Below are 13,555 nucleotides of genomic sequence, written 5' to 3'. Positions count from 1 at the left end.
GAAGGGTCCGGTGCTAATTTTGTGTTTTGCGGCCGAAAGCCCGGAAGAGCGAATAGGGCAGGGAGAGCACCAATACGATCCCCAGCGCGATGGCCACCGCGATCTTGAGCGTTTCGATCCCTTTATAGAGCGCCAAATCGTTCTGGCTCATGATGAAGTAATAGACCGTGTAATAGATTCCCGACCCCGGCACGATGGGGAAAATCCCACAGGTCAAGAAGACGGTGATCGGCGTCTTACGGCGCACGGCAAAGACCCGGCAGAGGATGCTGAGCAGGATCGCCGCGGCGAAGGAAGCGAGCACCACCGACGGATGGAACCGCAAAAAAACCAGATAGCACAGCCAGCTGGCGGCCCCCGCAGCACCCCCGAACAGGAATTGGTCCTTGGGCACCTGGAAGAGCAGGGCGAAGGAGGCGCTGCCCAGGAACGCGGCGACCACCTGCGAAAGCAGGTCGCTCATACGACCACCCCCAGAAAGAGGCTGGCGGCGCCCAGCACCGCGCCCACCCCGATGGCGATACAGGAGGCGACGAGCAGCGTGTCGATCAGGCGGATCATGCCGGAGAGGTAATCGGTATTGAGAAAGTCCCGGATCGAGGTGGTCAGCGCCACCCCGGGCACCAGCGGCATGAGCGAGCCGATGATGATCTTGTCGATGTGGTTCCCCAGCCCCAGGTGGAAGAAGGTGAGCCCGCAGAGCGTCACCAGGGCGCTCGCCATAAGGTTGGCGATGATCTTCGAGAGCTTCCGCCTATCGGCGTAGATCAAAAAGCAGGAGAGGATGGCCCCCGACAGGAAGCTGATCACACTGTCGAAGAAGTCCCCGCCGAGGATGAAGCCGAAGCCCGCGCAGCCGAGCCCGGTGACCAGGACCCGCATCCAGGGCGGATAGAAGGGGATGGCCTCGATCGTTTCCAGCCGCCGGAAGGCCTCGTCGATTTCGCAGCGCCCACAGGCGATGTCCCTTGAGAGGCTGTTGACGGCGATCACCCGCCCGAGGTGCATGGCACTCAGGGGGATCTGCACCAGGGTGGTGCTGTGCAGCCGCCCGTCCACCAGGGCGGTGGCGAAGATCCCGGTGGAGACGATGTAGACGTGGAAGTCCTCGGCCCCATAGGCCTTGGCGATGCGCAGCATGGTCTCCTGCACCCGGAAGATTTCTCCGCCGTTGTAAAGCAGGATCTCCCCGGCCTTGATCGCCAGCTCCAGAATCCGCCTGGAATCGTTCATCCCTTCACCTCCCGCTTGTTTACCGATCCAATTGTATGCCAGGCATGGCGGCACTGTCAAGAGGATGGGAAAGTTTTGCCCCTCAAAATCAGCACCAAAAGAATCCCCTTGAATTTGACGCCGGCGGGGGCTATGATGAAGAAAACGTGAAGGGAGGCTTTGGCATGGAAGATTTCATGGACCTGGTTCTGGCACGGCACAGCTGCCGCAGTTATTCCACTCGCCCGGTGGAGGAGGAGAAGCTGCGCGCCTGCCTCGAGGCGGGACGCCTCGCCCCCTCGGCGAGCAACCGCCAGCCCTGGCGGTTCGTGGTGGCCGACACCCCGGAGGCGGCGGCCGGGGTCGCCCGCGCCGCGCAGGCGCAGGGCGAGAACCGCTTTACCGCCGGCTGCCCGGTGTTCATCGCCATCACCGAGGAAGGGGAGCGCCCGGACCTCGCTCCCATCGGGAAGGTCAAGCGGCAGGATTACCGGCCGCTCGACATCGGGATCGCGGTGGCGCACATCTGCCTGATGGCGCAGGAGCAGGGCCTTGCGAGCTGTATCCTGGGCTGGTACGACGAGGAAGCGGTGCGGGAGGCGCTGGGCATCCCGCCCGGGCGCGAGGTGCGGGTGATGATCGCGCTCGGCTACGCCGCCGAGGGGGAGACGCCGCCGCAGAAGAAGCGTAAGCCCTTTGACGAGGCCGTGCGCTACGTGCGGTAAAATCGGCCACAGGCAAAAAGACCGGCTTCAGGATGTTTTCCTGAAGCCGGATCATTTTTTGTCACAGGTCCCCGTGCAGATGCTCGCGTATCTCATGCAGGTGCCGCTCGTCGAAGCCGGTGGGGGTGTTTCCCCCCTGCATGCGGCCCTGCGCCTGAGTGATCGCCTGGGTGGCGTAGTAGCCGGCGAGCTCGTCGGCCACGTCGAGATAGGTGACATTTTCGTCCACCATCCGCTTGCGGCTTTGATCGGTATTTTTCATATCGGCATTCCTCCCTGTCCCTAGTTTTCGCAGGAAAGGAAATGTTTATCCGTCCTATTTGGCCGCCCGCTCGAGCAGATCGGTCTCGACGAGGGTCAGAGGGTTGATGTAGACCCCGTTGATCGAGGCGGAGAAGTGCATGTGCGGCCCGGTCGAGAAGCCGGTGGAACCCACCTTGCCGATGACCTGCCCGGTCTTCACCACGTCGCCCTCCTTGACGCTGAGGCTCTGCATGTGCTGATACCAGCTCTTGAGCCCGTAGCCGTGCTCGATGACCACCGTGTTCCCGGTCAGCTTGACAAAGCCGGCGTAGAGCACCTTGCCGTTTTGCGCCGCCTTGACCGGGGTGCCGAGCTTGGCGTCGAGGTCCACCCCGTCGTGCCGGGGCCCGGCCACGCCGTTGGTGTAGCGCACCATCCCGAACTGGGTGTTGATCCCGCCCTGGACCGGGAGGACAAAGCGCCCGTCGAAGTAGCGCTTGGAATCAAATTTCTCCTTCTGCGGCCAGATCACCTCGCGGTACTCCTTGGAGGCTTCGTCGTTGTTGATGGTGCTGTTCGCCAGACCCTCGTCCACCGTCAGGTATTGGGTCTCGAATTGCTTGCCGCTGACCGCCACGGTAAAGGTGGAGGCGCTAAGCCCTCCGCCCGACACGGTGACATTGTAATTGCCCTTGGCGGTGAAGTAGCTCACCGGCAGAAAGCCGATATAGGTATTTTCCCGGCCGGGATCGGCCGAGAGGCGCACCGAAAAACCGAAGTCGTTTTTCACCGTGACCGCCTTGACGTCCTTGACCCCGCTGACCGTTATAAAGAGGGTTTCGCCCGGGTCGATCGAGGTGGACGAGATGGACGCCTTCGGCGCGCTGGATTTCTCCGCCGCCTTGGAGGAGGCTTCGGTTTTCTTCCCCCGGGTGTTGCCCACGATGTCCGGCTCGATCACCGGGCGCGGGTCGTTCACATTCGCTTTGCTGTCGTCCACATACCGGTCGCGCACGTTCGCCGGGCGGGAGGACGAGCTCTGCGACGAAGACGAGCCCGACTTCGGTTCTTTGACGTTCCCCACGACCTTGGAACTGCCGGATTCGGCCAGCGCCAGCTGGCTGAGGCAAAGTGCAATCAAAGCCGCCGCACAGAGCAGCGAGATTCTTTTTTTGATACCTTTCATTCCCGTACCGCCTTTCTTTTTAAAGCCCGTGCAAAAAACCTCTCTTGCAAAGAGGTACGTTTTATGCTATCTTATCATAAAGATGGAAGTAAGACAATGTCAATGCCATCCAATGTAAGGTGAAATGCGGTGAGCGGGAAGAGTAGTTTTCCATTGCCGCGGCAGCAGAGAGGGGCGCACATGGTGCGAGCGCCCCGGCCGCGCGGGAGAACGAAGTGCGCCCGTGAGCAGAGCGCCCAAACGGGAAAACCCTCAGTAGGGCGCTACGTATCCCCGCGTTAAGGGGCAAGAGCAAAATACAGAGTGGGACCGTGCGAAGAGCGCCTCTGTCCGGCAATATGCCCGGACGGGGGCTTTTGTTTTTCCAATAGTAAGAATCTTTTTATCAAGTCATGCCAACAATCAAGGATTGAGGTGATCGCAATCTTCAGGGGACTCAGACAGGATATCGCGGCGATCAAAGAGCGCGACCCCGCCGCGCGCAACTCGCTCGAGGTGCTGCTGCTTTATTCCGGGCTGCACGCGCTCATGCTGCACCGCCCGGCATACTGGCTTTACCGGCATAATTGCTTCTTTTTGGCGCGTGCGCTCTCCCAGATCGCGCGCTTTCTGACCGGGATCGAAATCCATCCCGGCGCGAAGATCGGGCGCGGGGTGCTCATCGACCACGGCGCGGGGGTGGTCATCGGCGAGACCGCCGAGATCGGCGACGGCTGCACCATCTACCAGGGCGTGACCCTGGGCGGTACCGGCAAGGACAAGGGCAAGCGCCATCCGACGCTGGGCAAAAATGTCCTGGTGGGCGCGGGAGCGAAGATCCTCGGCCCCTTCACGGTGGGGGACAACAGCAAGGTCGCCGCCGGGGCGGTGTTGCTCGAGCCGCTGGAGGATAACTCCACCGCCGTGGGCGTGCCCGCGCGGGCTGTGCGGGTGGCCGGCAAGAAGGTGGATAACACCCTGCTCGACCAGGTGCACATCCCCGACCCGGTGTCGCAGGAGCTGTGCAGGATGATGATGAAGATCGAGAAGCTGGAAAGACGGATACAGGAATTGGAGGAAGAGAAAAAATGAGAATTTTCAACACCCTGACCATGAAAAAGGAGGAATTTGTCCCCCTGCAGGAGGGCAAGGTCAAAATGTACGCCTGCGGGCCGACGGTCTATAACTTCATCCACATCGGCAACGCGCGGCCGATCTGCGTCTTCGACGTGCTGCGCCGTTACCTTAAGTACATCGGGTACGACGTGACCTTTGTGCAGAACTTCACCGACATCGACGACAAGCTGATCAAAAAGGCCAATGAGGAAGGCACCACCGTGGCCGAGGTCGCCGCGCGCTACATCAAGGAGTACTGGACCGATGCGAAGGGGCTGGGCGTTCGAGAGGCCGACTACCATCCCAAAGCGACCGAGAACATCGACACCATCATCGACGTGGTGAAGCGCTTGGAGGAGCGGGGCTACGCCTATGCGAAGGACGGGGACGTCTACTTCCGCTCCCGCAAGTTCGGCGAGTACGGCAAGCTCTCCCACCAGCCGCTGGACGCGCTGGACGCGGGGAACCGGATCGACGTGAGCTCGAACAAGGAGGACCCGCTGGACTTCGTGCTCTGGAAGGCCGCCAAGCCCGGCGAGCCCAGCTACCATTCCCCCTGGGGCGAGGGGCGCCCCGGCTGGCATATCGAGTGCACCGCCATGATTATGAAGTATCTCGGCGAGACCATCGACATCCATTGCGGCGGCCAGGACCTGATTTTCCCTCACCATGAAAACGAGATCGCCCAGGCCGAGTGCTGCACCGGGCACGAGTATGTGCGCTACTGGATGCACAACGGCTACATCAACGTGGATAACCACAAGATGTCAAAATCCCTGGGCAACTTCTTCACCGTGCGCGAGGTGGCCGAAAAATTCGGCTACGAGCCGATCAAGTTCATGATGCTCCAGGCGCACTACCGCAGCCCGATCAACTATACCCTCGAGGTGCTCGAGCAGTGCCGCGCCTCGCTCGAGCGGCTGTATAACTGCCGGGAAAACCTCGATTTCGCGCTTAAGAGCGCGACCGACGGGGAGGACCCCGGGTTCCTCTCAAAGCTCGATTCCCGCCGCGGACAGTTTGTCGCCGCGATGGACGACGACCTCAACACCGCCGACGCGATCTCGGCGCTCTTCGAGCTGACGCGCGAGTGCAACACCTATCTCGGCTCCCCCCGCCCGAGGTCGGCCATCGAGGCGGCTATAAAGCTTTATGACGAGCTGTGCGGCGTGCTGGGGATCCTCTATAACCGCCCGGCGCAGGACGGCATGGCCGAAGAAATCGAGGCCCTGATCGAGCAGCGGCAGCAGGCGCGCAAAGACCGCGACTTCGCCACCGCCGACCGGATCCGCGACGAGCTCAAGGCCCAGGGGATCATTCTGGAGGACACCCCGCAGGGCGTCAAGTGGAAGCGCGCATAAGAATAGCTCTTTAAGCTATTTTTATTGCTTCGCGTGCGCTCAGCAATAAAAAGCGGGCCGCTCCGCCATCCTCGGCGGAGCGGTCTTTTTATGCTTCCCGCCCCATAAAATGATAAGAGTAGGAATACGTCTTTTTGATCAGGGAGGGGAACGCGTTGATCTGCAGAGTGTGCGACCTGCGCTACAAGGACGTCATCAACCTCTACGACGGCAGGCGTCTCGGATGCGTCTGCGACGTGGATATCGACACCTCCAACGCCTGCGTGCAGGCGCTGGTGATCTACGGCCGGCCGCGCTTTTTCGGGATATTCGGCCGGGAAGAGGACATCGTCATCAAATGGTGTAATATCAAAAGCATCGGGGAAGATATTATCATTGTGGATTGTAACCTCGGCATGACCCAGCCGATGCGGGGCAAACGGTTCTGGGGCGGCCGGTCGTAGTCCTTGAAATGGATGGGCAAATAGGGTAAACTGAGAGAAAACCGGCAACCCCGACACAGGAGGAAATGGTCTTGCGCCTTGGCGGTCTTAACAACTGCCTTTTCGGCTTTGCCGAAACCGGCGCAATTCCCGAGAAAGGAATGGTGATCAATATGAAGGACATCGTCGTCATCGGCGCGGGCCCGGCCGGGCTGACAGCCGCCATCTATGGGATCCGGGCGGGCTATCAGGTCACGGTGCTGGAGGAAAACATCTACGGCGGGCAGGTCGCCTCGACCCCCACGGTGGAGAACTATCCCGGGATCGAGTCGATCACCGGGGTGGACTTCTCAATCAGCCTGTATAACCAGGCCACCGCCCTGGGGGCAGAAATCCTGTTTGAAAAGCTGGAGTCCTGCGACCTCAAAGGCGAGGTCAAGAAGCTACAGACCGCAAACGGCGCCATCGAGGCCAGGGCGGTCATCATCGCCAACGGGGCCAAGCGCGCAAAGCTCGGCTGCGAGGGCGAGGAGCGCCTGACCGGGCGCGGGGTGAGCTACTGCGCCACCTGCGACGGGGCCTTTTATAAAGGTAAGGAGGTCGCCATCGTCGGCGGCGGGAACACCGCGCTCGAGGACGCCCTCTTCCTCTCCAACAACTGCTCGGCAGTCCACCTGATCCACCGCCGGGACCAGTTCCGTGGCGCGCCGATCTTACAGGAATCGGTCAAAAAGCGGGAGAACATCGTCATCCATTACAACGCCGTCCCCCGCGCCATCACGGGTGAAAATGCGGTCGAGGCGATCGTCCTCGACTCGACCGTGGGCGGCGAGAGCGAGACGATCCCGGTGTCCGGGGTGTTCGTCGCCATCGGCACCAAGCCGGAGAACGAGCGGTACAAGGATCAATTGCCCCTGACCGACGGCGGCTATTTCGACGTGGGCGAGGACTGTACCACCCCGCTTCCCGGCGTTTATGTGGCCGGGGACAGCCGCCGCAAGCCCCTGCGCCAGATCGTCACCGCCACCGCGGACGGCGCGGTGGCCGCAACCATGGCCGCGGGCTATCTCAACCAGCAATAAACGGAGGTTTAATATGAAGGCTTTTAAACGGGCGGACGTCCTGCTGCCGAAGGAGGAATACCGCGAGGCGTTCGCGGTGGTCGCCTGTGACCAGTACACCAGCGAGCCGCAGTATTGGGAGCAGGTCGCGCGCCTTGTGGGGGATTCCCCCTCGGCTTATCATATCATCGTCCCCGAGAGCTATCTCGGCCGCGGCGGGGTGGAGGAGCGGATCGCCTCGGTCAATGCCGAGATGGAGCGCTACCTCGAAAGCGGGGTATTTGAGGAACACCGCGACTGCTACATATATGTCGAGCGCACCCTGCGCGATGGGAAGGTGCGGCGCGGCCTCATCGGGATGATCGACCTCAAGGAATACGACTACAACAAGGGCTCGCAGTCCCTGATCCGGGCGACTGAGGCCACCGTCCTCGAGCGGATACCGCCCCGGGTGGCGGTGCGCGAGCAGGCGGCGCTCGAGAGCCCGCATGTCATGATTCTCTTCGACGACAGGGAGGACCGCGTCTTTTCGCAGATCGAGCCGCGGCGGCTGCAAAAGCTCTACGATTTCCCGCTGATGATGGACAGCGGCGCGGTGCGCGGCTGGAAGGTGGACGAGGACACGGCAAGCCGGCTCGACCAAGCGCTCGACGCCTTTGCCGATCCCACGGCCTATGCCCAAAAATACGGCGTTCCGGGCAGCCCGCTGGCGTTGGCGGTGGGCGACGGCAATCACTCGCTGGCCACGGCCAAGGAGTGCTACCGCCGGCTCTGTGAGCAGCACGGCGAGGCGGCGATGGAACACCATCCCGCGCGCTACGCCCTGGTCGAGCTTTGCAACCTGCACGACCCGTCTTTAGAGTTTGAGCCCATCCACCGGGTGGTGTTCGGCGTGGAGCCGGAGCGCTTCCTTGCCGAGATGCGCCGCAGTCTCTGCGGCGGGGGCGAGGCGGTGCAGCGCTTCGAGGTCGTCCATGGGAAGGAACGGGAGACGGTCGAAGTCGCCCGCCCCGGCTCGAATATGGAAGTCGGCACGGTGCAGGAGTTTATCGACGGCTACCTCGCCCAATACGGCGGGCGGGTGGATTATATCCACGGCGAGGAGGTCGCCGCCGGCTTGGCACGGCAGCCCGGGAATGTGGCTTTTCTGCTGCCGCCGATCGATAAAAACGAGCTTTTCAAAACCGTCATCCTGGACGGGGCGCTCACCCGCAAGACCTTTTCGATGGGCCACGCCTGCGACAAGCGCTTTTATCTCGAATGCCGCAGGATCAAATGACCGAAGGGTCCATAGGACCCTCATGACGCAAAGAAAGACCGCAAGATAAGCTATCTTGCGGTCTGTTTTCACACTGTATTTTCCAGATATTGTAACATATAATTCAACACCCAGAATTCCTGGCCCAATTATATCCTGTTTTGGATCATTTTTCAAGGGAATCCGGCTTTTTTCACCCTTCCCCCATAAGAGATGACCGGCAGATAGCTTATCTGGCGGTCATTTGAAAGGGTGAGCGCATTGAAACGATGGGCGGGAAGAGGGGCGGCCTTCGCTCTGATTTTGGCATTTCTGCTCCCGGCGCGGGCGGCGGATTTGAGCGTGCAGGCGCAAGGCGGCGAGACGGGCGATTACGGAGTGACGATTCCTTTTACCCGATCGCCGCGCACCGAGCGGTACCTCTTCGAGGTCTACGACGGCGCTGCGGCGCAGGGTGAACCGCTTTTCACGGGGAAAGAGCTGACGGTCGGCACTCCGGGGCAGACGGACGTCTATCTGCCGCTGGCATTTGATTTGACGGGCCCCCACACCTATACGCTGAAAATCACCGGCCTGCCCATGCCGGGGCGGGAGGAGCTCGACCTCGCGGCGAGTCAGACGAAAACCTTTCAGACCGGGCTGGTCTCCACCTGCGGGCACAGTACCGCGGACGGCGGCTTCGTCCTGGGGGACGGGACGGAGTCCAACCCCTACCGGGTGGCGAGCGCCAGGCAGCTCAACCATGTGCGGGAGCACCTCTCCGCGAGCTTTTTGCAGACGGCGCACATCGACGTGGGAGAAACTTATTCCGCATGGGAGCCAATCGGGGACGTTGCGCAGCCCTTTGGCGGGGTCTATGACGGGGACGGATATGAAATCAGCGCGCTGAGACTGACAAAATCTGCGCCGGATGAAGGCGGACAGACCTTTGCCGGGCTGTTCGGAATCGCAAACGGCGCCCGGCTGCAAAAAATATGTCTGAGCGACGTGACCAACACCGACCCGTCGGTGCGCGGGTGCGGTGCGCTTCTGGGCGATACGTTCATGACAACAGTATCGCAGTGCCGGGCCAAAAACGTGGTCTTTACCGGAAACAGCGACAAGTTATCGATGCTCGGCGGCCTGGTGGGCGACGACTATGGCGATACAACTTTGCGCATCAGCGATTGCTATGTGCAGAATATCAGTCTGGACGGCAACAGCGAGGCGGGCGGTCTGGTCGGTGCCTTCAACACTCTGTCCGGGCTGGCCACAAACTGTTACGCAGTGCCGGATAGCTTGAGCAGCAGTAAGGCGGGCAAGGCCGGTGGCCTGCTCGGTTCCGGAGGCAGCGGGATCACCGGCTGCTTCTACCTGTCCAACGCCGCCTGGAACAACGGCTACGGAACCCCGAAAACTGAGGCCGAGCTCAAGAGCGCCGCGACCTTTACCGGGTGGGACACGAATATTTGGGAGATCAAAGACGGCAGCTATCCTACTCTCAAAATCGAGCGGCCGCTGCCTTAAGTCACTGCTGGATCGGAACGCCGGGGCCTCAGCCCCGGCTTTTCCATTGCGCGGGAAGGGAAGCTGTGGTATGATAAAAAGTAAAATAGCATAGGGGGTCGCAACCTTGAAAAAACTACTGGTCGTGGTGGATTATCAAAATGATTTTGTCAGCGGATCGCTCGGCTTCCCAAAGGCCGCGCAGCTCGAAGAGGCCATCATAAAAAAGATTGAAGACTACAGGGCGGCCGGGGACGACGTGGTGTTCACCCTGGACACCCACGGCCCGGACTATCTCTCGACCCAGGAGGGGAAAAATCTGCCGGTGGAGCATTGCATTAAGGGCACGGACGGCTGGCAGCTCTATGGCAAGGTCGCGGCGCTGGCAGAGGGCTGCCAAAAGTTTGAGAAGGAGACCTTCGGGAGCGATTCCCTCTATAAATACCTCAAAGAGAACCCGTATGAGTCGATCGAGCTGTGCGGGCTGGTGAGCAATATTTGCGTCGTCTCCAACGCCGTGCTGGCCAAGACCGCGCAGCCGCAGACCCCGGTACTGGTGGATGCGCGCTGCACCGCCGCGCTGGACGAGGAGACCAACGAAAAGACGCTGGACGTGATGGCGGGCTTTCAGGTACGGATCGTAGGTCGCTGAGCCGTTTATCATGCGTCCCGGCGGGCAAGAATAAAGTGGGGCAAACGCTCCAATCCACATGAGGGAGGAACCCAATTGATAAAACGGATTATGGCGGCGCTGCTGGCGCTGTCACTGGCCTTGTCGCTTTCGGCCTGCGGTCTCGGCAAAAAACGGGAGGAAGCGCCGCCGCAGGCGCCGAGCTCATCCGGGGAGGCGAAGGAGCCTGAAGTGACGTCCCCACAGGAGGACCCGGATACGCCGGCGGGCGCGGCCAAAACCGCGCTGGATGCGCTCAAGGCGTTGGACATTGAGACCTTCAACCGTTATTCGGATAACAACCGTAAGGGCGGCAACGCCATCATCGGCGATCTGCCCGAGGAGGGGCCCGAGCGCGAGCTGATCGAGGCGCTGGTGAAAAATCTGAGCGGGACCTTCTCCCGGGAGCAGATCGACGGGGACAGGGCGACGGTGTCCGCTTCCATCACCAATACCGACCTGACCGGCGTGATCGACGAGCTGATCAATTTTGCGATTGCCGATGCCCTGAAGGGCGGGAACGGCGACTATGTGGCCAAGCTGGTCGAGCTGGTCCAGGAGGCCGACGGCAGCCGCACCGCCGAGCTGGAGCTGACCCTTGAGAGGGTGGACGGCGTCTGGAAGGTGCATATCGACGAGAAGCTGTCGGATGCCGTCTGCGGCGGGATGGTTTCGTCGGCGCTCGAGCTGGCGGATAAGTTCGGCCCGCTGGGCGAGAAGCTACGGGAATATGTCCCCGGCCTTGGCGAGCTGGATTAGAAAAGAAGGCCTCATACGGGAAACTTTCCGTATGAGGCCTTCTTATTTATAAGTGATTTAAAGGGCTTTATTAGAGAACAGTGTAATATTTTGGGATAAATGGTAGAATTTGTTTACATTGTCTCTATAAAGTGATATGGTGAAAATTGTTACATATATTTACCGGTAAAAGATATGCAGCGAGCAAATCAAAGGAGGGCAGTTTATAGAAAACAATAAATTTAAAGAAGGATTAAAATGAAAAAAATAATCAGTTTGTTGTTAACCGTTATAATGGCGTTTACTTTAAGCGCTGCTGCGTTCGCGGAACCGAGTGGTACAGTTGAAGAAAGGGCATCTAGGATCGTTTCGGATTCCATTCAAAAAGGGCTTATCCCTTATTCCAGGGAACAGTATTCATTAAGCGATTGTATTCCCGCATATTATTTTGACGGTGCTGCTATTGAAGAAATGAACGAAGCGGAGTATTATCTGATATATAGTGGAGATCAAATTGTGGGGATTCTAAAAGCCAATGATGCCGAATCGGGGGATCCCTGCTACTCATTTTCTGAAGGTTTTTCAGCTGAACTGGCCGATCTTACAGATAATGGAAAAGATGAATTTTTTCTGATTGCGTCTGTCAATAAGCTGTTTGCATATTGTGACGATGAGGCTGTGCTCTTAGAAGAATATCCGTTTATCCCGGTAGAAAACGTTCCTGTAACCCTGGATCTCGATGACGATGCGACCATTGGAGAATCCTCTCAAAGCAGCATAGGAGATTTGAACGACCAGGATATGGAGGTCCTGGTGGGTTCCAGTAGTTACCAGTTTGATACGAGCAGCGATGAAAAAACTCCCTTTGCAGTTAACGTCGCTGCTCCAAGAAGCACAGGAGCAATGTTGAACCCTTGGAAAGAATATAAAGTCAAGCAACCTTCAGGATCTAATGTGTGCTGGGCTATTTCTTGTTGGGAAATAGGCGATTGGGAAACAAACGACGAATCTGCCGGACCGGCCGGTTCATATAAAACTGTTTTGGATAAAATGCATAAAGGGCTTTATGACACGGCTACTATCACGGAAGCCAAAGACGCAATGAAAAAGGTATATAATGTCAATATGACCATCAAAGGGAAGGCATTGACGATTAATCAGGTTGGGGCCCAGATCGAGGCATTTCATCCGATTTATACGAATTGGTATGACTCTTCTAAAAAAAAGGGACATACCGTAGTTATTTACGGATACGACAGCGAGGCGGGGTTGCCGCCGCTAATCTACTATATGGAAAGCTTGACGGGAAAGGGCGTACATATGGAGCCAAACAGTCAGGGCAAATATGTAATGACCTACACCACGACTCCGTTCACATGGCAGGACAGCATGACAGTGGGCTGATCATCAACAATCGAGGTTGCAGAGAATGAAATATTTCAGGATTTGGTTTGTAGTGGCAGGGCTTTTATTATCGCTTTGTGGTTGTTCACAATCTGAAAGTCCCAGTCAAACGGTCAGCGGAAATATGCTTGTGGATAGCGGATCATCGTCCGCGAGTGTGGAATCTGCAGCTCAGTCTACAGCTTTAGAAGAACAAAATGAAAAAGATTTGTCTTCGTCCGATGCTAGCAGCGTCGATGAGCCACTCGAAAGCTCTTCTTTTTCTGAATCCTCGATCCCACCAGATAACATTCAGAGTGATCAGAGCGAACCGGAAATATCTTCGACGACAGATGAGAGGTTGAATGAAATCAACTCAATCTATCTCCATCAGGTGTTTTTTCTGGATGAAAGAGAATGCACTTTAACAGATCAAGAGGATTTCCAATTGGTGTTGTCTTTGGCTGATGATTTAACCTTAAGCGATGTTTATGGCCCTATTACAGGGGCTGGAGGCGTCGAGATTACGATTTTTTATCAGGATGGCCAAGAAGAAAATTATTTGTTTTACTCTAACATAGTCAAAGACGACCAGCAACCCGATCCAGATGAATGGTATATTTGCGGAAATCCCCAGGCGTTTGAAATGTTACAAAACTTTTTTGAAGAGTAAAAGAAAAGCAAGCTCTCTAATTTGAAGAGAGCTTGTTTTCTCC

15 protein-coding genes are annotated in these 13,555 nt (G+C 58.2%); 11 read left to right on the top strand and 4 right to left on the bottom strand.

Annotation, left to right across the window (positions count from 1 at the left end):
- Nucleotides 1-13: 13 nt before the first annotated feature.
- Both B5477_RS10860 and B5477_RS10855 read right to left on the bottom strand, forming a co-directional pair.
- Complete coding sequence (locus B5477_RS10860) at nucleotides 14-463, bottom strand: threonine/serine exporter family protein (RefSeq protein WP_079699710.1); 450 nt, start codon at nucleotides 461-463, stop codon at nucleotides 14-16.
- Nucleotides 460-1,233 (bottom strand): threonine/serine exporter family protein, encoded by a 774-nt coding sequence (locus B5477_RS10855; RefSeq protein WP_079699709.1) that lies wholly within the window; start codon nucleotides 1,231-1,233, stop codon nucleotides 460-462. Before B5477_RS10855 ends, B5477_RS10860 begins: the two co-directional genes overlap by 4 nt.
- 164 nt (nucleotides 1,234-1,397) lie before the next feature.
- On the opposite strand from B5477_RS10855, the gene B5477_RS10850 reads away from it, so the two are divergent.
- Nucleotides 1,398-1,937 (top strand): nitroreductase family protein, encoded by a 540-nt coding sequence (locus tag B5477_RS10850; RefSeq protein ID WP_159449014.1) that lies wholly within the window; start codon nucleotides 1,398-1,400, stop codon nucleotides 1,935-1,937.
- 61 nt (nucleotides 1,938-1,998) lie between these two features.
- On the opposite strand, the gene B5477_RS10845 is transcribed toward B5477_RS10850, so the two are convergent.
- Nucleotides 1,999-2,199 (bottom strand): hypothetical protein, encoded by a 201-nt coding sequence (locus B5477_RS10845; protein ID WP_079699707.1) that lies wholly within the window; start codon nucleotides 2,197-2,199, stop codon nucleotides 1,999-2,001.
- 54 nt (nucleotides 2,200-2,253) lie between these two features.
- Nucleotides 2,254-3,366 (bottom strand): M23 family metallopeptidase, encoded by a 1,113-nt coding sequence (locus tag B5477_RS10840; protein ID WP_079699706.1) that lies wholly within the window; start codon nucleotides 3,364-3,366, stop codon nucleotides 2,254-2,256.
- A gap of 423 nt (nucleotides 3,367-3,789) precedes the next feature.
- On the opposite strand from B5477_RS10840, the gene epsC reads away from it, so the two are divergent.
- The 10 genes from epsC to B5477_RS14925 all read left to right on the top strand — a co-directional run bounded on the left by epsC (nucleotide 3,790) and on the right by B5477_RS14925 (nucleotide 13,512).
- The gene (gene epsC / locus B5477_RS10835) at nucleotides 3,790-4,437 is read left to right on the top strand and encodes a serine O-acetyltransferase EpsC (protein WP_079700468.1); all 648 of its coding nucleotides are present in this window, start codon (nucleotides 3,790-3,792) and stop codon (nucleotides 4,435-4,437) included.
- Entirely contained in the window at nucleotides 4,434-5,822 is a 1,389-nt protein-coding gene (gene cysS / locus B5477_RS10830) for a cysteine--tRNA ligase (protein ID WP_079699705.1), read from the top strand. The genes epsC and cysS overlap by 4 nt, the downstream gene beginning before the upstream one ends.
- Nucleotides 5,823-5,977: 155 nt before the next feature.
- Nucleotides 5,978-6,265, top strand: a complete 288-nt coding sequence (locus B5477_RS10825; RefSeq protein ID WP_079699704.1) for a YlmC/YmxH family sporulation protein — start codon at nucleotides 5,978-5,980, stop codon at nucleotides 6,263-6,265.
- Nucleotides 6,266-6,336: 71 nt separating this feature from the next.
- Entirely contained in the window at nucleotides 6,337-7,326 is a 990-nt protein-coding gene (locus B5477_RS10820; protein ID WP_341455998.1) for an NAD(P)/FAD-dependent oxidoreductase, read from the top strand.
- Nucleotides 7,327-7,339: 13 nt separating this feature from the next.
- Nucleotides 7,340-8,584, top strand: coding sequence for a DUF1015 domain-containing protein (locus B5477_RS10815; RefSeq protein ID WP_079699703.1), 1,245 nt, complete (start codon nucleotides 7,340-7,342; stop codon nucleotides 8,582-8,584).
- Nucleotides 8,585-8,824: 240 nt separating this feature from the next.
- Complete coding sequence (locus B5477_RS10810) at nucleotides 8,825-10,069, top strand: hypothetical protein (RefSeq protein WP_143533590.1); 1,245 nt, start codon at nucleotides 8,825-8,827, stop codon at nucleotides 10,067-10,069.
- 106 nt (nucleotides 10,070-10,175) lie between these two features.
- Nucleotides 10,176-10,700, top strand: a complete 525-nt coding sequence (locus B5477_RS10805; protein ID WP_079699701.1) for a cysteine hydrolase family protein — start codon at nucleotides 10,176-10,178, stop codon at nucleotides 10,698-10,700.
- 75 nt (nucleotides 10,701-10,775) lie between these two features.
- Nucleotides 10,776-11,477, top strand: coding sequence for a hypothetical protein (locus B5477_RS10800; protein ID WP_079699700.1), 702 nt, complete (start codon nucleotides 10,776-10,778; stop codon nucleotides 11,475-11,477).
- A 237-nt stretch (nucleotides 11,478-11,714) separates the two neighbouring features.
- Nucleotides 11,715-12,860, top strand: a complete 1,146-nt coding sequence (locus tag B5477_RS10795) for a papain-like cysteine protease family protein (protein WP_079699699.1) — start codon at nucleotides 11,715-11,717, stop codon at nucleotides 12,858-12,860.
- 25 nt (nucleotides 12,861-12,885) lie between these two features.
- Nucleotides 12,886-13,512: a hypothetical protein gene (locus B5477_RS14925; protein ID WP_143533589.1), complete on the top strand. Its 627-nt coding sequence runs from the start codon at nucleotides 12,886-12,888 to the stop codon at nucleotides 13,510-13,512.
- The last annotated feature ends 43 nt before the right edge of the window (nucleotides 13,513-13,555 follow it).

Source organism: Provencibacterium massiliense (assembly GCF_900169495.1).
Taxonomy (GTDB): Bacteria; Bacillota; Clostridia; order Oscillospirales; family Ruminococcaceae; genus Harryflintia; species Harryflintia acetispora.
Note: the sequence above shows the minus strand (reverse complement) of the source record. Positions and strands in the feature narration are given on the sequence as shown.